The sequence below is a fragment of the Streptomyces kanasensis genome (genome assembly GCF_043077165.1).
In the GTDB taxonomy this organism is placed as follows: domain Bacteria; phylum Actinomycetota; class Actinomycetes; order Streptomycetales; family Streptomycetaceae; genus Streptomyces; species Streptomyces changanensis.
This window is the reverse complement of the sequence record NZ_JBIBSF010000006.1, coordinates 284,662-302,710: the sequence shown is the minus strand read 5'-3', so window position 1 is coordinate 302,710 and position 18,049 is coordinate 284,662. Positions and strand designations below refer to the sequence as shown.

General features: G+C 72.4%; 14 protein-coding genes. 13 read left to right on the top strand and 1 reads right to left on the bottom strand.

Going from position 1 to position 18,049, the window contains the following annotated elements; all coding sequences use genetic code 11:
* Positions 1 to 2 precede the first annotated feature (2 nt).
* The 13 genes from ACF053_RS17615 to ACF053_RS17555 all read left to right on the top strand — a co-directional run bounded on the left by ACF053_RS17615 (position 3) and on the right by ACF053_RS17555 (position 14,343).
* On the top strand, positions 3 to 1,688 hold the full coding sequence (locus ACF053_RS17615; protein WP_391954723.1) for a UDP-N-acetylmuramoyl-L-alanyl-D-glutamate--2,6-diaminopimelate ligase: 1,686 nt from the start codon (positions 3 to 5) through the stop codon (positions 1,686 to 1,688).
* Positions 1,689 to 1,692: 4 nt separating this feature from the next.
* A complete protein-coding gene (locus ACF053_RS17610; protein WP_058941814.1) occupies positions 1,693 to 3,123 on the top strand; it encodes a UDP-N-acetylmuramoyl-tripeptide--D-alanyl-D-alanine ligase in 1,431 nt (476 codons plus the stop codon).
* Positions 3,120 to 4,190, top strand: a complete 1,071-nt coding sequence (gene mraY / locus ACF053_RS17605; RefSeq protein ID WP_058941815.1) for a phospho-N-acetylmuramoyl-pentapeptide-transferase — start codon at positions 3,120 to 3,122, stop codon at positions 4,188 to 4,190. Before ACF053_RS17610 ends, mraY begins: the two co-directional genes overlap by 4 nt.
* Positions 4,172 to 5,602: a UDP-N-acetylmuramoyl-L-alanine--D-glutamate ligase gene (murD, locus tag ACF053_RS17600; protein WP_391954722.1), complete on the top strand. Its 1,431-nt coding sequence runs from the start codon at positions 4,172 to 4,174 to the stop codon at positions 5,600 to 5,602. Before mraY ends, murD begins: the two co-directional genes overlap by 19 nt.
* 50 nt (positions 5,603 to 5,652) lie before the next feature.
* Positions 5,653 to 7,176, top strand: coding sequence for a putative lipid II flippase FtsW (gene ftsW, locus ACF053_RS17595; RefSeq protein ID WP_391954721.1), 1,524 nt, complete (start codon positions 5,653 to 5,655; stop codon positions 7,174 to 7,176).
* Positions 7,177 to 7,182: 6 nt separating this feature from the next.
* Positions 7,183 to 8,271 carry an undecaprenyldiphospho-muramoylpentapeptide beta-N-acetylglucosaminyltransferase gene (gene murG / locus ACF053_RS17590; RefSeq protein WP_058941817.1) on the top strand — a complete coding sequence of 363 codons (1,089 nt, stop codon included), beginning with the start codon at positions 7,183 to 7,185 and terminating at the stop codon, positions 8,269 to 8,271.
* 37 nt (positions 8,272 to 8,308) lie between these two features.
* Positions 8,309 to 9,115 carry a cell division protein FtsQ/DivIB gene (locus tag ACF053_RS17585; protein WP_391954720.1) on the top strand — a complete coding sequence of 269 codons (807 nt, stop codon included), beginning with the start codon at positions 8,309 to 8,311 and terminating at the stop codon, positions 9,113 to 9,115.
* 279 nt (positions 9,116 to 9,394) lie between these two features.
* Positions 9,395 to 10,618 carry a cell division protein FtsZ gene (ftsZ, locus tag ACF053_RS17580; protein WP_391954719.1) on the top strand — a complete coding sequence of 408 codons (1,224 nt, stop codon included), beginning with the start codon at positions 9,395 to 9,397 and terminating at the stop codon, positions 10,616 to 10,618.
* Positions 10,615 to 11,397: a peptidoglycan editing factor PgeF gene (gene pgeF / locus ACF053_RS17575; protein ID WP_391954718.1), complete on the top strand. Its 783-nt coding sequence runs from the start codon at positions 10,615 to 10,617 to the stop codon at positions 11,395 to 11,397. The genes ftsZ and pgeF overlap by 4 nt, the downstream gene beginning before the upstream one ends.
* The gene (locus tag ACF053_RS17570; protein WP_391954717.1) at positions 11,394 to 12,113 is read left to right on the top strand and encodes a YggS family pyridoxal phosphate-dependent enzyme; all 720 of its coding nucleotides are present in this window, start codon (positions 11,394 to 11,396) and stop codon (positions 12,111 to 12,113) included. Before pgeF ends, ACF053_RS17570 begins: the two co-directional genes overlap by 4 nt.
* 124 nt (positions 12,114 to 12,237) lie before the next feature.
* Positions 12,238 to 12,855 (top strand): cell division protein SepF, encoded by a 618-nt coding sequence (locus ACF053_RS17565; RefSeq protein ID WP_228977771.1) that lies wholly within the window; start codon positions 12,238 to 12,240, stop codon positions 12,853 to 12,855.
* 67 nt (positions 12,856 to 12,922) lie between these two features.
* Positions 12,923 to 13,219 (top strand): YggT family protein, encoded by a 297-nt coding sequence (locus ACF053_RS17560; protein WP_058941823.1) that lies wholly within the window; start codon positions 12,923 to 12,925, stop codon positions 13,217 to 13,219.
* A 50-nt stretch (positions 13,220 to 13,269) separates the two neighbouring features.
* Positions 13,270 to 14,343 (top strand): DivIVA domain-containing protein, encoded by a 1,074-nt coding sequence (locus ACF053_RS17555; RefSeq protein WP_391954716.1) that lies wholly within the window; start codon positions 13,270 to 13,272, stop codon positions 14,341 to 14,343.
* Positions 14,344 to 14,844: 501 nt separating this feature from the next.
* Here the strand turns inward: ACF053_RS17555 and ileS are convergent.
* On the bottom strand, positions 14,845 to 17,982 hold the full coding sequence (gene ileS / locus ACF053_RS17550; protein ID WP_391954715.1) for an isoleucine--tRNA ligase: 3,138 nt from the start codon (positions 17,980 to 17,982) through the stop codon (positions 14,845 to 14,847).
* Positions 17,983 to 18,049 lie beyond the last annotated feature (67 nt).

Sequence of the window (18,049 nt, the reverse complement as noted above, 5' to 3'; positions counted from 1 at the left end):
CAGTGACAACGATCACGCCCGACCCCGGGAACCGGTCCGGCAACGACCGCGACCCGGCGGCCTCATTTAGCCCGATCCCGGGTGCGCCCGGTACGCTCACCGCCGTGCCACACCCTGATCAGTCCCCCAGCACCGGCCAGGACGCCCCCGCGAAACAGCCGGGAGCGCCGCGTCCGGCCCAGGTCCGCCCCACCCCCCTCGGCGAACTCGCCGCCCGGGTGGGAGCCTCCGCTCCGCACGAGCCGCACCGGCCGTACGAGGGGCAGGTCACCGGCATCACCCACGACTCACGGGCCGTGCGCCCCGGAGACGTGTACGCCGCGCTGCCGGGTGCCCGCGCCCACGGAGCCGACTTCGCGGACCAGGCCGCCGGCCTCGGCGCCGTCGCCGTCCTCACCGACCCGGCGGGCGCCGACCGCGCCGCCGCGACGGGCCTGCCGGTCCTCGTCGTCGACGACCCGCGCGGCCGGATGGGCGAACTCGCCGCCGACATCTACGGCCGTCCGGGCGCCGACCTGCTCCAGATCGGCATCACCGGCACGTCCGGCAAGACGACCACCGCCTACCTCGTAGAGGGCGGGCTCAAGGCCGCCGGCCGCAGCCCCGGCCTGATCGGCACCGTCGAGACGCGCATCGGCGACGAACGCGTCAAGTCCGAGCGGACCACGCCCGAGGCGACCGACCTCCAGGCGCTCTTCGCCGTCATGCGCGAACGCGGCGTCGAGGCCGTCGCCATGGAGGTGTCCAGCCACGCCCTGGTGCTCGGCCGCGTCGACGGCTGCGTCTTCGACGTCGCCGTCTTCAACAACCTCAGCCCGGAGCACATGGAGTTCCACTCCGGCATGGAGGACTACTTCCAGGCCAAGGCGCAGCTGTTCACCCCGCGCCGTTCCCGCCAGGGCGTCGTCAACTTCGACGACGAGTACGGCAGGAGGCTGGTGACCGAGGCGACCGTCCCCGTCGTCACCTTCTCCGCCGAGGGCCACCCGGACGCCGACTGGCGTGCCCGGGACGTCCGTTCCGGCCCCCTCGGCAGCACCTTCACCATCGTCGGCCCGAAGGACGAGCACATCAGCGCCACCGCGCCGCTGCCCGGCCCGTTCAACGTCGCCAACACCCTCGCCGCCGTCGTCACCCTCGCCGTCGCCGGCGTCGACCCGCAGCGGGCCGCCGACGGCGTCGCCGCCGTGCCGGGCGTCCCCGGGCGGCTGGAGCGCGTCGACGCCGGCCAGCCGTACCTCGCGGTCGTCGACTACGCCCACAAGACCGACGCCGTCGAGTCCGTCCTGCGCTCCCTGCGCAAGGTCACCGAGGGCCGGCTGCACATCGTGCTCGGCTGCGGCGGCGACCGCGACGTCACCAAGCGGGGCCCCATGGGCGCCGCCGCGGCGCGCCTCGCCGACACCGCCGTCCTCACCTCCGACAACCCGCGCTCCGAGGATCCCCTCGCGATCCTCTCCGCGATGCTCGCCGGAGCCGCCCAGGTCCCCGCGCACGAGCGGGGCACCGTCGTGGTCGACGCCGACCGGGCCTCCGCCATCGCCGCCGCCGTGGCCCGCGCCCGCCCGGGCGACACCGTGCTCGTCGCGGGCAAGGGCCACGAGCAGGGCCAGGACATCGCAGGCGTCGTACGGCCCTTCGACGACCGACAGGTCCTGCGGGAAGCCATCCAGAACAGTCAGGGATGAAGAAGTGATCGCCCTCTCCCTCACCGAGATCGCCGCAATCGTCGGCGGGCAGACGCACGACATACCGGATCCGGCGGCACAGGTCACCGGCTCCGTCGTCTACGACTCCCGCCAGGTGGAGCCCGGCAGTCTCTTCGCCGCGTTCAGCGGTGAGAACGTCGACGGGCACGACTACGCCCGGGGCGCCGTCGAGGCCGGAGCGGTGGCCGTGCTGGCCACCCGTCCGGTCGGCGTCCCGGCCATCGTCGTGCCCGACGTGACCGCCGCGCTCGGCGCGCTCGCCCGCACCGTGGTCGAGCGGCTCGGCACGTCCGTCGTCGCCCTGACGGGCTCGGCGGGCAAGACCAGCACCAAGGACCTCATCGCGCAGCTCCTGCGGCGCCAGGGCCCCACCGTCTGGCCGGCGGGCAACCTCAACAACGAGATCGGCCTCCCGGTGACCGCCCTGCGGGCCACCGAGGAGACCCGGCACCTCGTGCTGGAGATGGGCGCCCGCGGCGTCGGCCACATCCGCTACCTCACCGAACTCACCCCGCCCCGCATCGGCCTCGTCCTCAACGTCGGCAGCGCCCACATCGGCGAGTTCGGCGGACGCGAGCGGATCGCCGAGGCGAAGGGCGAACTCGTCGAGGCGCTCCCGCCGGCGGAGGAGGGCGGCATCGCCGTCCTCAACGCCGACGACCCGCTCGTGAAGGCCATGGCGTCGCGCACCAAGGCGCGCGTCGTGTACTTCGGGGAGTCGGCGGAAGCGGCCGTACGGGCCGAAAACGTCCGTCTCACCGCGACCGGACAGCCCGCTTTCCGCCTTCACACACCCACCGGGTGCAGCGACGTGACCATGCGCCTGTACGGTGAGCACCACGTGTCGAACGCGCTCGCCGCGGCCGCCGTCGCCCATGAGTCGGGCATGCCCGTGCACGAGATCGCCGCCGCGCTCTCCGAGGCGGGCTCCCTCTCCCGCTGGCGCATGGAGGTCACCGAGCGTCCGGACGGTGTGACGATCGTCAACGACGCCTACAACGCGAACCCCGAGTCCATGCGGGCCGCCCTGCGCGCGCTGGCAGCCATGGGCGAGGCCGCACGGGCCAGGGGTGGACGTACGTGGGCGGTGCTCGGCCTGATGGCCGAGCTCGGCGACGAGGCGCTCGCCGAGCACGACGCGGTCGGACGGCTCGCCGTCCGGCTCAATGTCGGCAAGCTCGTCGCGGTCGGGGGCAGGGAAGCGTCCTGGCTGCAACTGGGCGCATATAACGAGGGTTCGTGGGGTGAGGAGTCGGTGCACGTGTCCGACGCGCAGGCGGCGATCGACCTGTTGCGCAGTGAACTGCGCCCGGGTGACGTCGTGCTGGTGAAGGCTTCCAGGTCGGTCGGGCTCGAGCGGGTCGCCCAGGCACTGCTCGGGAACAGCACCGAGGGCGAGGTCACCGGCCGATGAGGCAGATCCTCTTCGCGGGAGCCATCGGGCTCTTCCTGACCCTGATCGGCACGCCGCTGCTGATCAAGCTCCTGGCCCGCAAGGGATACGGGCAGTTCATCCGGGACGACGGCCCGCGCACGCACGGCAGCAAGAAGGGCACGCCCACCATGGGCGGCATCTCCTTCATCCTGGCCACGCTCATCGCCTACGCCCTGGCGAAGGTCATCACCGGCGAGGACCCGACGTACTCGGGTCTCCTGGTGCTCTTCCTCATGGCGGGCATGGGCCTCGTCGGCTTCCTCGACGACTACATCAAGATCGTCAAGCAGCGGTCCCTGGGTCTGCGCGCGAAGGCCAAGATGGCCGGCCAGCTGATCGTCGGCATCGCCTTCGCCGTCCTCGCCCTGCAGTTCTCCGACAAGCGCGGACTGACCCCGGCCTCCACCAAGCTGTCGTTCATCACGGACTTCGGCTGGACCATCGGCCCGGTGCTGTTCGTGGTCTGGGCGCTGTTCATGATCCTGGCGATGTCCAACGGCGTGAACCTCACCGACGGCCTCGACGGCCTCGCGACCGGTGCCTCCGTGATGGTCTTCGGCGCGTACACCTTCATCGGCCTGTGGCAGTTCCAGGAGTCCTGCGCCAACGCCAAGACGCTCACCAACCCGAACGCCTGCTTCGAGGTGCGCGACCCGCTCGACCTCGCCGTCGTCGCCTCGGCGCTGATGGGCGCCTGCTTCGGCTTCCTGTGGTGGAACACCTCGCCCGCGAAGATCTTCATGGGCGACACCGGCTCGCTCGCGCTCGGCGGCGCCCTCGCGGGCCTGGCGATCTGCTCCCGCACGGAGCTGCTGCTGGCCCTCCTGGGCGGCCTGTTCGTCCTCATCACCATGTCCGTCGTCATCCAGGTCGGCTCGTTCAAGATGACCGGCAAGCGGGTCTTCCGGATGGCCCCGCTCCAGCACCACTTCGAACTCAAGGGGTGGTCCGAGGTCCTCGTCGTCGTCCGGTTCTGGATCATCCAGGGCATGTGCGTCATCGTGGGCCTGGGGCTCTTCTACGCGGGATGGGCAGCCGACAAGTGAGTACCTCCTGGCAGGGCAAGCACGTCACCGTCGCCGGCCTGGGCGTGAGCGGCATCCCCGCCGCCCGCGTCCTCGCCGGCCTCGGCGCGCGCGTCACGGTCGTCAGCGACGGCGACGACGAGCGCTCCCGCACGCAGGCGGCGCAGCTGGAGGCGGAGGGTGTCACCGTCCGCCTCGGCGACGGGGCGACCCTGCCGGAGGGCACCGAACTGGTCGTCACCACGCCCGGCTGGAAGCCCGACAAGCCCCTGTTCGCGGCGGCCGCCGAGGCGGGCGTCGAGGTGTGGGGCGACGTCGAGCTGGCGTGGCGCCTGCGCGGCCCCGACGCCGCCCCCTGGCTCGCCGTCACCGGCACCAACGGCAAGACCACCACGGTCCGGATGCTCGCCTCCATCCTGGAGGCCGCCGGGCTGCGGACCGCGGCCGTCGGCAACATCGGCGTCTCGCTCCTCGACGCCGTCCTCGGCGACGAGGAGTACGACGTCCTCGCCGTCGAGCTGTCCAGCTACCAGCTGCACTGGGCGCCGAGCGTGCGCGCCCACTCCGCGGCCGTGCTGAACCTCGCGCCCGACCACCTCGACTGGCACGGCTCGATGAAGGCGTACGCCGCCGACAAGGGCCGTGTCTACGAGGGCAACCAGGTCGCCTGCGTCTACAACGCCGCCGACGGGGCCACCGAGGACCTGGTGCGGGAGGCCGACGTCGAGGAGGGCTGCCGCGCGATCGGCTTCACCCTCGGCACGCCCGGCCCGTCCCAGCTGGGCGTCGTCGACGGCATCCTGGTGGACCGCGCGTTCGTGGCGAACCGGCAGAAGCAGGCGCAGGAGCTGGCCCAGGTCTCCGACGTGAACCCGCCGGCCCCGCACAACATCGCCAACGCCCTCGCCGCCGCCGCCCTCGCCCGCGCCTTCGGCGTGGAGCCGGCGGCCGTCCGCGAGGGCCTGCGGGCCTTCCGCCCGGACGCGCACCGCATCGAGTTCGTCGAGGAGGTCGCCGGCGTCGCGTACGTCGACGACTCCAAGGCCACCAACACGCACGCCGCGGAAGCGTCGCTCGCCGCGTACGACCCCATCGTCTGGATCGCCGGTGGCCTCGCCAAGGGCGCCACCTTCGACGAGCTGGTCGTCAGGTCGGCCGCGCGGCTGCGCGGGGTCGTCCTCATCGGCGCGGACCGCGCCCTCGTGGCGGAAGCCCTCGCGCGACACGCCCCGCAGGTGCCGGTGGTCGACCTCGACCGGACCGACACTGGGGCGATGGCGGCGGCGGTCCGGGAGGCGGCGCGGCTCGCCCGGCCGGGCGACACGGTGCTCCTCGCCCCGGCCTGCGCCTCGATGGACATGTTCGTCAACTACGACAAGCGGGGTGAGGCGTTCGCGGACGCCGTCCGCGCACTCGCCGCCGAAGACGCCTGACCAGCCACCAGGTCCGGCGGCGCCGGACACGACTGGAGGGGACAGCGACCATGCGCGCCGAGCACACCGCCGACGCACGCCCGACACCGGGCCCGCCGGGCAGCCCGCGCGCGCTGCTCTCCGCGGTGGTGCGCCGGATCGTTCCGCCTCCGCCGCTCGCCCCTGCCGGCGCCGCCCTCCCGGACGCCGCTCCGCGCCCCGCGCCCGCGGGGGCGCGCGGCGTGTCCTGGCTGGCCCTGCGCACCCGCACGGTGCGCCCGCGCGGGGCCGTCGCCCCCCGCGGCCGCGGGCGTACGCCGGGCGCGGGGCGGCCGCCCCGCGGCAACCGCCTGCGCCGGTCGTACGAGCGCGCACGCCGGGCGTGGGACCGGCCCCTCACGGCGTACTACGTGATCCTCGGCGCCAGCATGCTCATCACCGTGCTCGGCCTCGTCATGGTGTACTCGGCGTCGATCATCAAGGCGCTGGAGCTGTCCCTGCCGGCCTCGTACTTCTTCCGCAAGCAGTTCGTCGCGGCCGTCATCGGCACCGCCCTGCTGCTGCTGGCCTCGCGCATGCCGGTCAAGCTCCACCGCGCCCTGGCCTACCCGCTGCTCGTGGGCGCCGTCTTCCTGATGGTCCTGGTGCAGATCCCGGGCATAGGGCACGCGGTCAACGGCAACCAGAACTGGATCTACCTCGGCGGGCCGTTCCAGCTGCAGCCGAGCGAGTTCGGCAAGCTCGCGCTGATCCTCTGGGGTGCCGACCTCCTCGCCAGGAAACAGGACAGGCGGCTCCTCACGCAGTGGAAGCACCTGCTGGTGCCGCTCGTGCCGGTGGCCTTCCTGCTGCTCGGGCTGATCATGCTCGGGGGCGACATGGGCACGGCGATCATCCTCACGGCGATCCTCTTCGGCCTGCTCTGGCTCGCCGGCGCCCCCACGCGGCTCTTCGTCAGCGTCCTGGCCGTCGCTGGCGTCATCGGTGTCGCCCTGATCCGGGGCAGCTCCAACCGCATGTCGCGCATCGCCTGCATCGGCGCCACCGACCCCGGCCCCGGGGACGCCTGCTGGCAGGCGGTGCACGGCATCTACGCCCTGGCGTCCGGTGGATGGTTCGGATCCGGCCTGGGTGCGAGTGTGGAAAAATGGGGCCAACTCCCCGAACCACACACCGACTTCATCTTCGCCATCACCGGGGAGGAACTGGGTCTGGCGGGGACGCTGTCGGTGCTCGCCCTCTTCGCGGCTCTAGGCTATGCGGGTATTCGCGTGGCCGGACGCACGGAGGACCCCTTCGTGAGGTACGCCGCGGGAGGCGTGACCACCTGGATCACGGCCCAGGCCGTGGTCAACATCGGTGCGGTGCTCGGTCTGCTGCCGATCGCAGGTGTCCCCCTCCCGCTGTTCTCCTACGGGGGCTCCGCCCTGCTGCCGACCATGTTCGCCGTCGGGCTGCTGATCGCCTTCGCGCGTGACGAGCCCGCCGCGAAAGCGGCCCTGGCCGGCCGAGAGCCCCGGTTCGGCGGGCGGGCCGGGGTGAGATGGAAGTCGATGCGACGGCGCGTCAAGAAGCGCCCGTCCGGAGAGCGGTGAATTTCGGTGCATGTCGTACTCGCCGGCGGGGGGACCGCCGGCCACATCGAGCCCGCGCTCGCCCTCGCGGATGCCCTGCGCAGGCAGGACCCGACCGTGGGAATCACGGCCCTCGGCACGGAGCGGGGTCTGGAGACCCGGCTCGTGCCCGAGCGGGGCTACGAGCTGGCGCTCATCCCCGCCGTGCCGCTGCCGCGCAAGCCCACCCCCGAGCTCATCACCGTGCCCGGGCGGCTGCGGGGCACGATCAAGGCCGCCGAGCAGATCCTGGAGCGCACCAAGGCGGACTGCGTGGTCGGCTTCGGCGGCTACGTGGCGCTGCCCGGCTACCTGGCCGCCAAACGGCTCGGCGTGCCGATCGTGGTCCACGAGGCCAACGCGCGGCCCGGCCTGGCCAACAAGATCGGTTCGCGGTACGCGGCCGGGGTCGCCGTCGCCACGCCCGACAGCAAGCTCCGCAACGCCCGCTACATCGGCATCCCGCTGCGGCACACCATCGCCACGCTCGACCGCGCCCGGGTCCGTCCGGAGGCGCGCGCCGCGTTCGGCCTGGACCCCAACCTGCCGACGCTGCTGGTCTCCGGCGGCTCGCAGGGCGCCCGGCGGCTGAACGAGGTGATCCAGCAGGTCGCCCCGGTCCTCCAGCGCTCGGGCATCCAGATCCTGCACGCGGTCGGCCCGAAGAACGAGGTGCCACGCGTCGACAACATGCCCGGGATGCCCCCCTATGTCCCGGTACCGTATGTGGACCGGATGGACCTCGCGTACGCCGCGGCCGACATGATGCTCTGCCGCGCGGGCGCGATGACCGTCGCCGAACTCTCCGCCGTCGGGCTCCCCGCCGCCTACGTCCCGCTGCCCATCGGCAACGGCGAGCAGCGGCTGAACGCCCAGCCGGTGGTCAAGGCCGGCGGCGGCCTGCTGGTCGACGACGCCGAACTGACCCCCGAGTGGGTCCAGGGCAACGTCCTGCCCGTCCTCGCCGACCCGCACCGGCTGTACGAGATGTCCCGCGCCGCCGCCGAGTTCGGCCGCCGGGACGCCGACCAGCTGCTGGTCGGCATGGTCTACGAGGCGATCGCGGCACGCCGCTAGGGGCGCGCCCGGCGGCAGCGAGCGAAGGGCAGGGAGCATGGCCGGACCGACGACCGCCGAGCGCGGCGCCAGGAGGCCCGCGGGCGCGTCGCCGGGCCGGCCCTCCGCACGCCCGGAGCGCGGCGGGGGCGCCCGGCGCGGCCCGGCGCGCCCCCGGGTCCTGCTCCTCGCCCTCGCCGCCGTCCTCCTCGCCGCCGGCGTGCTCTGGCTGCTGTACGGCTCCTCCTGGCTGCGCGTCGAGCACGTGTCCGTCTCGGGCACCCGCGTGCTGACGCCGGGCCAGGTCACCGCGGCGGCGGCCGTCCCGGTCGGCGCGCCGATGGCCTCCGTCGACACGGACGCCATCGAGGAGCGGCTGCGCCGCGCGTTGCCCCGGATCGACTCGGTCGACGTCGTACGCTCGTGGCCGCACGGAATCGGTCTGGAAGTGACCGAACGCGTACCGGTCCTGGTGGCCCGCCAGGGCGGGGCGTACATGGAAATCGACGCGAAGGGTACCCGGTACGCCATGGTCTCGACCGCGCCTGCCGGAGTGCCCAGGCTGCACCTCGCCGCGGGCCGGTCGCCCAGCCTGCGCCGCTTCGACGCCGACCGGCTGACGCGCGAGGCGGTGGGCGTGGTGGGCGGGCTCCCCGGAAAGCTCGGCCGGGACCTGCTGTCCGTCCGCGTCCGCTCGTACGACTCCCTCACCCTGGAGCTGTCGGGCGATCGGACGGTCTTCTGGGGGAGTGGCGAGCACCGCGGGGCGAAGACCCGTTCGCTGCTCGCACTGATGAAGGCGGCGCCCGGAGCGGCGCACTTCGACGTGAGTGCCCCGGGCGCCCCTGCGGCGTCAGGGAGTTGACGCGCATACGCGCTGGCCAGCACCCTGGTTGGTCAGGGCTCTGGGTGATCACATAGGGTGAAAAGAAAAACGGGAGGTTCGGCGTGTTCGTTGAACGCGCCCCACTTGTCGACTTAGTGTCCTGTTCGGAAGAGTCCAGGGAGCAGGCACACTGGTAACCCTAAACTTCAAGGTTAGGGTTTGGGTCGGCGATTCGGACCGTCCCTTCGGCATCCGCCGTCGCGGCGCGCCACGCAGCGCGGAGCGGCGGCACGTAACTCGAGGCGAGAGGCCTTCGACGTGGCAGCACCGCAGAACTACCTCGCAGTCATCAAGGTCATCGGTGTCGGCGGCGGTGGTGTCAATGCCATCAACCGAATGATCGAGGTCGGTCTCAAGGGCGTCGAGTTCATCGCCATCAACACGGACGCGCAAGCCCTGTTGATGAGCGACGCCGACGTCAAGCTGGACGTCGGCCGCGAACTCACCCGCGGCCTCGGCGCCGGGGCCAACCCCGCAGTCGGCCGCAAGGCGGCAGAGGACCACCGTGAGGAGATCGAGGAGGTCCTCAAGGGGGCCGACATGGTCTTCGTCACCGCCGGCGAGGGCGGTGGCACCGGCACCGGCGGCGCACCCGTCGTCGCCAACATCGCCCGCTCGCTCGGCGCCCTGACCATCGGCGTGGTCACCCGGCCCTTCACCTTCGAGGGCCGCCGCCGCGCCAACCAGGCGGAGGACGGCATCGCGGAACTCCGCGAAGAGGTCGACACCCTCATCGTCATCCCCAACGACCGGCTGCTGTCCATCTCGGACCGCCAGGTCAGCGTCCTGGACGCGTTCAAGTCCGCCGACCAGGTGCTGCTCTCCGGTGTCCAGGGCATCACGGACCTCATCACCACGCCGGGCCTGATCAACCTCGACTTCGCCGACGTCAAGTCGGTCATGTCGGAGGCCGGTTCGGCGCTCATGGGCATCGGCTCCGCCCGCGGCGACGACCGTGCGGTGGCCGCTGCCGAGATGGCGATCTCCTCGCCGCTGCTGGAGGCGTCCATCGACGGCGCCCGCGGTGTGCTGCTCTCCATCTCCGGCGGTTCCGACCTCGGCCTGTTCGAGATCAACGAGGCGGCCCAGCTGGTCAGCGAGGCGGCCCACCCCGAGGCGAACATCATCTTCGGTGCCGTCATCGACGACGCCCTCGGTGACGAGGTGCGCGTCACGGTCATCGCGGCCGGCTTCGACGGCGGGCAGCCGCCCGCCCGGCGGGACACCGTCCTCGGCGCGTCGGCGGCCAAGCGGGAGGAGTCCGCCTCTCCCGCGCCGCGTGCCGCGGAGACCCCGCGCGCGGTGAGCAGCGGCCTCGGCACGGTCCCCGTCCGCGAGGAGCCCGCGCCCGCACCGGTCGAGCCCGCCCCGACGGTCGGAGAGACCACGCTCGCGCCGGTCACCCCGCCGTCCATCCCGACGACGCGCCCCTACCCGGACACCCAGGCCGAAGAGCTGGACGTCCCGGACTTCCTGAAGTGATAGAGCGGTACGACACGACGGACGGCGCGCACTTCGCCTTCACCGACCGGTGGGGCGGAGTGAGCGCCGTTCCGTACGAGGAGCTCAACCTCGGCGGCGCCGTCGGCGACGACCCCGCCGCGGTCCGCACGAACCGGAAGACCGCGGCCGGGAACCTCGGCGTCGACCCGGACCGGGTCGTCTGGATGCACCAGGTCCACGGCCGGGCCGTCCACGTGGTCGACGGTCCGTGGCCCGCGGGCGCGGAGGTCCCGGCGGGGGACGCGGTCGTCACCTCGCGGCGCGGTCTGCCGCTCGCCGTGCTCACCGCCGACTGCGTGCCCGTCCTGCTCGCCGACCCGGTGGCCGGTGTCGTCGCGGCGGCCCACGCGGGCCGCCCCGGCATGGTGGCCGGGGTCGTCCCCGCCGCGATCGAGACCATGATCACACTTGGCGCCGAGCCGTCGCGGATCGTCGCGCGGACCGGGCCCGCCGTCTGCGGGCGCTGCTACGAGGTGCCGCCCGCGATGCGCGACCAGGTGGCCGCCGTCGAACCGGCCGCCCGGGCCGAGACGAGCTGGGGCACCCCGGCCGTCGACGTCGTCGCCGGGGTCCACGCCCAGCTGGAGCGGCTGGGCGTACGCGACCGCCGCGCCTCCGGCACGTGCACCCGCGAGTCGGCGGACCACTTCTCCTACCGCCGCGACCGTACGACCGGGCGGCTCGCCGGGTACGTCTGGCTCGACGGCGCCGCCGCCGGACCCGCCGGGTCCGCCGAGCCGGGGGAGGAGAGGGCATGACGGACCGTAGGACGGAACTCGCCGAGAACCTCGCCCGGGTGGAGGAGCGCATCGCCGCCGCCTGCGCCGCGGCGGGGCGCCCCCGCGAGGACGTGACCCTCATCGTGGTCACCAAGACCTACCCCGCCGAGGACGTCCGCATCCTCCACGAGCTCGGCGTCCGCCACGTCGCCGAGAACCGCGACCAGGACGCGGCCCCCAAGGCCGCCGCGTGCGCGGACCTCGATCTCACCTGGCACTTCGTCGGTCAGCTCCAGACGAACAAGGTCCGCTCGGTGGCCGGTTACGCCCAGGTCGTGCAGTCGATCGACCGGTTGCGGCTGGTTTCGGCGCTCTCGTCGGCCGCCGCGCGTGCCGGGCGGGAGCTCGACTGCCTGATCCAGGTCGCCCTCGACGCGGAGTCGGGCGAGCGGGGCGAGCGCGGGGGCGTGGGGCCCGAGGGGATCGAGGAGTTGGCGGCGGCGGTCGACGCGGCGCCCGGGCTCCGGCTCGGGGGTCTGATGACCGTCGCGCCCCTGGCCGGTCCGTTCGCGGGGCGGCAACGAGCCGCGTTCGACCGGCTGGTGGAATTCTCGTCACACCTGCGCGCGACCCGTCCTGCTGCGAACATGGTGTCAGCAGGGATGAGTGCGGACCTGGAGGACGCGGTGGCGGCCGGGGCGACACATGTGCGCATCGGTACGGCGGTACTCGGAGTCCGACCCCGGCTCGGGTAACGTCGCGAAGCAAGTCGGACCACAGTAGAAAATATGGTCATTTCCGCCGAATGGCGGGCAGGCCGAGTGGATCACGGGCGCGACCTGACGTTGCCGATCCACCACAGAGCGGAGGAACCGGAGAATGGCCGGCGCGATGCGCAAGATGGCGGTCTACCTCGGCCTCGTGGAGGACGATGGGTACGACGGCCGGGGATTCGACCCCGATGACGACTTCGAACCCGAGCTCGAGCCGGAGCCCGAGCGTGAGCGGCGCCGCCATCAGCCTCCGCACCAGGTGGAGCGCGAGGAGCCGGTCCGTGCGCCGGTCGTGCAACCGCCGGTCCAGCGTGAGCCCGTTGCGCTTCCCGCTGAAAGCGGACGACCCGCCCGAATCGCCCCCGTGGCGTCCATCACACCTGAACGCCCGAGCCTGGAGAAGAACGCACCGGTGATCATGCCCAAGGTCGTGTCCGAGCGGGAGCCCTACCGCATCACCACGCTGCACCCGCGGACCTACAACGAGGCCCGTACCATCGGGGAACACTTCCGCGAGGGCACGCCCGTGATCATGAACCTGACCGAGATGGACGACACGGACGCGAAGCGACTTGTCGACTTTGCCGCCGGTCTCGTCTTCGGGCTGCATGGCAGCATTGAGCGAGTGACGCAGAAGGTGTTCCTGTTGTCGCCTGCTAACGTCGATGTCACGGCGGAGGACAAGGCCCGCATCGCAGAGGGCGGATTCTTCAACCAGAGCTGAGACACGACACCGGGAACGACCCGGCCGCACGGCCGGTATGAGAGAGCCAGGGGAGAGGGAACGCGGGATGGGCGTCGCACTACAGGTGGTCTACATCGCGCTGATGTGCTTCCTGATCCTGCTGATCTTCCGGCTGGTCATGCAGTACGTCTTCCAGTTCGCCCGTTCATGGGAACCCGGCAAGGCGATGGTGGTCGTTCTGGAGGCCACCTACACTGTCACCGATCCACCACTGAAGCTTCTGCAGCGGTTCATCCCACCGCTGCGTCTCGGGGGCGTGGCACTCGACCTGTCCTTCTTCGTTCTGATGATCATCGTGTACATCCTGCTCAACATCGTGGGTGGCTTCGCGATGAGGGTGTGAGCGATAACGGTCCTGCCGACTGCCGACGACTACGTAGAGGTGAAGAAGAGATGGCGCTGACCCCCGAGGACGTGCGGAACAAGCAGTTCACGACCGTCCGTCTCCGAGAAGGCTACGACGAGGACGAGGTCGATGCCTTCCTTGACGAGGTCGAGGCCGAGCTGACCCGCCTGCTCCGGGAGAACGAGGATCTGCGCGCGAAGCTGGCCGCCGCGACGCGTGCCGCCGCGCAGAACCAGCAGCAGGCCATGCGCAAGCCGCCGGAGCAGCAGGAGCGCCCGGTCGGCCCCGGCGGTCCGGGTGGTCCCGTGCCCGCCGCCATATCCGGTCCGCCGGTCCAGCAGCAGCCGCCGCAGATGGGTCCGCCCCAGCTGCCGGGCGGTGCGCCGCAGCTGCCGGCCGGTCCCAGCCACGGCGGCCCGCAGGGCCCGCACGGCCCCGGCCCCATGCAGGGCGGCCCCATGGGCGGTCCGATGGGCGGCCCCATGGGTGGCCACGGCCAGGGCATGCCCCAGCAGGGGCCCGGCGGTGACAGCGCCGCACGTGTGCTGTCGCTGGCCCAGCAGACGGCCGACCAGGCGATCGCGGAGGCCCGTTCCGAGGCCAACAAGATCGTCGGCGAGGCCCGGTCGCGCGCCGAGGGCCTGGAGCGGGACGCCCGCGCCAAGGCCGACGCGCTGGAGCGGGACGCGCAGGAGAAGCACCGCGTCGCGATGGGCTCCCTGGAGTCCGCCCGCGCCACGCTGGAGCGCAAGGTCGAGGACCTGCGCGGCTTCGAGCGCGAGTACCGCACGCGTCTGAAGTCGTACCTGGAGAGCCAGCTGCGCCAGTTGGAGAGCCAGGGCGACGAGTCGCTCGCCCCGCCGCGCACCCCGTCCGCGGCTCCGTCGCTGCCGCCGTCCCCGTCGATGGCGTCGGCCGGTGCGGCTGCCCCGTCGTACGGCGGCAACCAGAACATGGGCGGTTCGCCGGGCATGGGTGGTGGCCCGTCGTACGGTGGCCAGCAGCAGATGTCCCCGGCGATGACCCAGCCGATGGCGCCGGTGCGGCCGCAGGCGCCGCAGCCGATGCAGCAGGCGCCCTCGCCGATGCGTGGCTTCCTCATCGACGAGGACGACAACTGACGGGGACGGGTCGCGCGATGAGCGCGTAGCCGTCGGTAGGCAGTCGGGCCGGGGCCCGGGACGTACACACGTCCCGGGCCCCGGCCTTTTGTCGGGGGTGGGGGTAGTGGAGACGTGGGGGTGGTTGGTGGCCTCGGTGGGGGTGGGGTGTGCTGCCTCTTGGGGTGAGGGTGGGGGTGCTGCCTCTTGGCGAGCCCGTGGGGTGGTGCCTCGGGCTCGTGGTGCGGTGTCTCTTGGCGGCCGGGCCGGGCCGGGCCAGGCCAGGCCAGGCCGGGGTGTGGTGTGGTGTGGTGCCTCGGGCCAGTGGGGGTGGGGGTGGGGCGGGGCCCTCCGGCGTACCTCCTCGGGGCCGGCGGCCTCGGGCCCCGGTACGGGCGCCGCGCCGACGCCGCCGACCCCTGTGGGGGCACCCCGGAGGGGCCCCGGCCGGGTGCCGGGTGCGGGACGTGGGGGTGAGCCGAAGGGCCCGGCCGCGGGAGGTGGCCGGGCCCTTCGGAGGGGTCACGCCTTGCGGAGGCGGAACGTCAGGGACAGGGGCTCGTCCGTGAACGGCTCGCCGTAGCCGCCGTCCGCGTCGCCCTGGGCGAAGTCCGTCGCCAGGACCTCGTCGGCGATGAGGCCGGCGTGGTCGGTCAGGGCCGTGACGACCTCGCCGTCGGTCGAGGTCCAGCGCAGGGCGATCCGGTCGGCGACGTCGAGGCCGCTGTTCTTCCGGGCCTCCTGGATCAGGCGGATCGCGTCGCGGGCCAGACCGGCCAGCCGCAGTTCCGGCGTGATCTCCAGGTCGAGCGCGACGGTGGCGCCCGCCTCGGATGCGACGGACCAGCCCTCGCGCGGCGTCTCGGTGATGATCACCTCGTCCGGCGTGAGCGTGATCGGCTCGCCGTTCACCTCCACCGTGGCCTCGCCGCCGCGCAGGGCGAGCGACAGGGCGGCGGCGTCGGTCGCGGCGACGGCCTTGGCGACGTCCTGCACGCCCTTGCCGAACCGCTTGCCGAGGGCGCGGAAGTTCGCCTTCGCCGTCGTGTCGACGAGCGATCCGCCGACCTCGGAGAGGGAGGCCAGCGACGAGACGTTGAGCTCCTCGGTGATCTGCGCGCGCAGCTCGGGGGAGAGCGACTCGAAGCCCGCCGCGGCGACCAGCGCGCGGGAGAGGGGCTGGCGGGTCTTGACGCCGGACTCGGCGCGCGCGGCGCGGCCCAGCTCGACGAGGCGCCGCACCAGCGTCATCTGCCGGGACAGCGCCGGGTCGATCGCCGACCGGTCGGCCTCGGGCCAGGTCGACAGGTGCACCGACTCGGGGGCGTGGGGCGTGACCGGCACCACCAGGTCCTGCCAGACCCGCTCGGTGATGAACGGCGTCAGCGGCGCCATGAGGCGCGTGACGGTCTCCACGACCTCGTGCAGGGTGCGCAGCGCGCCCTTGTCGCCCTGCCAGAAGCGGCGGCGGGACCGGCGCACGTACCAGTTCGACAGGTCGTCGACGAAGGCGGAGAGGAGCTTGCCGGCGCGCTGCGTGTCGTACGCCTCCAGCGCCTGCGTGACCTGGTCGGTGAGGGTGTGCAGCTCGCTCAGCAGCCAGCGGTCCAGGACCGTGCGGTCGGCGGGTGCCGGGTCGGCGTCGGTGGGCGCCCAGCCGGCCGTGCGCGCGTACAGCGCCTGGAAGGCGACGGTGTTCCAGTACGTGAGGAGCGTCTTGCGGACGACCTCCTGGATCGTGCCGTGGCCGACGCGGCGGGCCGCCCAGGGGGAGCCGCCGGCGGCCATGAACCAGCGCACCGCGTCGGCGCCGTGCTGGTCCATCAGCGGGATGGGCTGGAGGATGTTGCCGAGGTGCTTGGACATCTTCCGGCCGTCCTCGGCGAGGATGTGGCCCAGGCAGACGACGTTCTCGTACGACGACTTGTCGAACACGAGCGTGCCGACGGCCATCAGCGTGTAGAACCAGCCGCGCGTCTGGTCGATGGCCTCCGAGATGAACTGCGCCGGGTAGCGCTGCTCGAAGAGCTCCTTGTTCCGGTACGGGTAGCCCCACTGTGCGAACGGCATCGAGCCCGAGTCGTACCAGGCGTCGATGACCTCGGGGACGCGCGTCGCGGTGAGCGCACAGCCGTCGTGGGTGCACGGGAAGGTGACGTCGTCGATGTACGGGCGGTGCGGGTCGAGCGCGGACTGGTCGCTGCCGGTCAGCTCGGTCAGCTCGGCCCGGGAGCCGACGCAGGTGAGGTGGCCCTCCTCGCAGCGCCAGATGGGCAGCGGGGTGCCCCAGTAGCGGTTGCGGGAGAGCGCCCAGTCGATGTTGTTGTTCAGCCAGTCGCCGAACCGGCCGTGCTTGACGGAGTCGGGGAACCAGTTGGTCGCCTCGTTCTCCTCCAGCAGCCGGTCCTTCACGGCGGTGGTGCGGATGTACCAGGACGGCTGCGCGTAGTACAGCAGCGCCGTGTGGCAGCGCCAGCAGTGCGGGTAGCTGTGCTCGTAGGCGATGTGCCGGAACAGCAGGCCCCGGGCGTCGAGGTCGGCGGTGAGCGCCTCATCGGCCTTCTTGAAGAAGACGCCGCCGACGAGCCGCACGTCCTCCTCGAAGGTGCCGTCGGGGCGGACCGGGTTCACGACGGGCAGGTCGTACGCGCGGCAGACCTTGAGGTCGTCCTCACCGAACGCCGGCGCCTGGTGGACCAGGCCGGTGCCGTCCTCGGTGGTGACGTAGTCGGCGTTGACGACGAAGTGCGCCTCGGCCGGGAAGTCGACCAGGTCGAAGGGACGCCGGTAGGCCCAGCGCTCCATCTCGGCACCGGTGAACGTCTGCCCGGTGGCCTCCCAGCCCTCGCCGAGGGCCTTCTCCAGCAGCGGCTGGGCGACGACGAGCTTCTCCCGGCCGTCGGTGGCGACGACGTACGTGACGTCGGGGTGGGCGGCGACGGCGGTGTTGGACACCAGCGTCCAGGGGGTCGTCGTCCAGACCACCAGCGCCGCCTCGCCGGCCAGGGGGCCGGAGGTGAGCGGGAAGCGGACGTAGACGGACGGGTCGACGACCGTCTCGTACCCCTGCGCCAGCTCGTGGTCCGACAGGCCGGTGCCGCAGCGCGGGCACCAGGGGGCGACGCGGTGGTCCTGGACCAGCAGGCCCTTGCCGAAGATCTCCTTCAGCGACCACCACACCGAGTCGACGTACTCGGGGTCCATGGTGCGGTACGCGTCGTCCAGGTCGACCCAGTAGCCCATGCGGGTCGTCAGCTCGGCGAACGCGTCGGTGTGGCGGGTCACGGACTCGCGGCACTTGGCGTTGAACTCGGCGATGCCGTACGCCTCGATGTCCTTCTTGCCGGAGAAGCCCAGCTCCTTCTCGACGGCGAGCTCCACGGGCAGGCCGTGGCAGTCCCAGCCGGCCTTGCGGGCCACGTGGTAGCCGCGCATGGTGCGGAAGCGGGGGAACACGTCCTTGAAGACGCGCGCCTCGATGTGGTGGGCGCCCGGCATGCCGTTGGCAGTGGGCGGGCCCTCGTAGAACACCCACTCGGGGCGCCCTTCGGACTGCTCCAGGCTCTTGGCGAAGACCTTGCTCTCGCGCCAGAAATCGAGCACGGCGTGCTCGAGGGCGGGCAGGTCGACCTGGGCGGGTACCTGGTGGTACTGCGACATCGAATCCTCCGGCGGACAGGTTCGTCGTTCCGTCGGAGGGACGAGAGCGCGTGCTCCCGCGGTACCA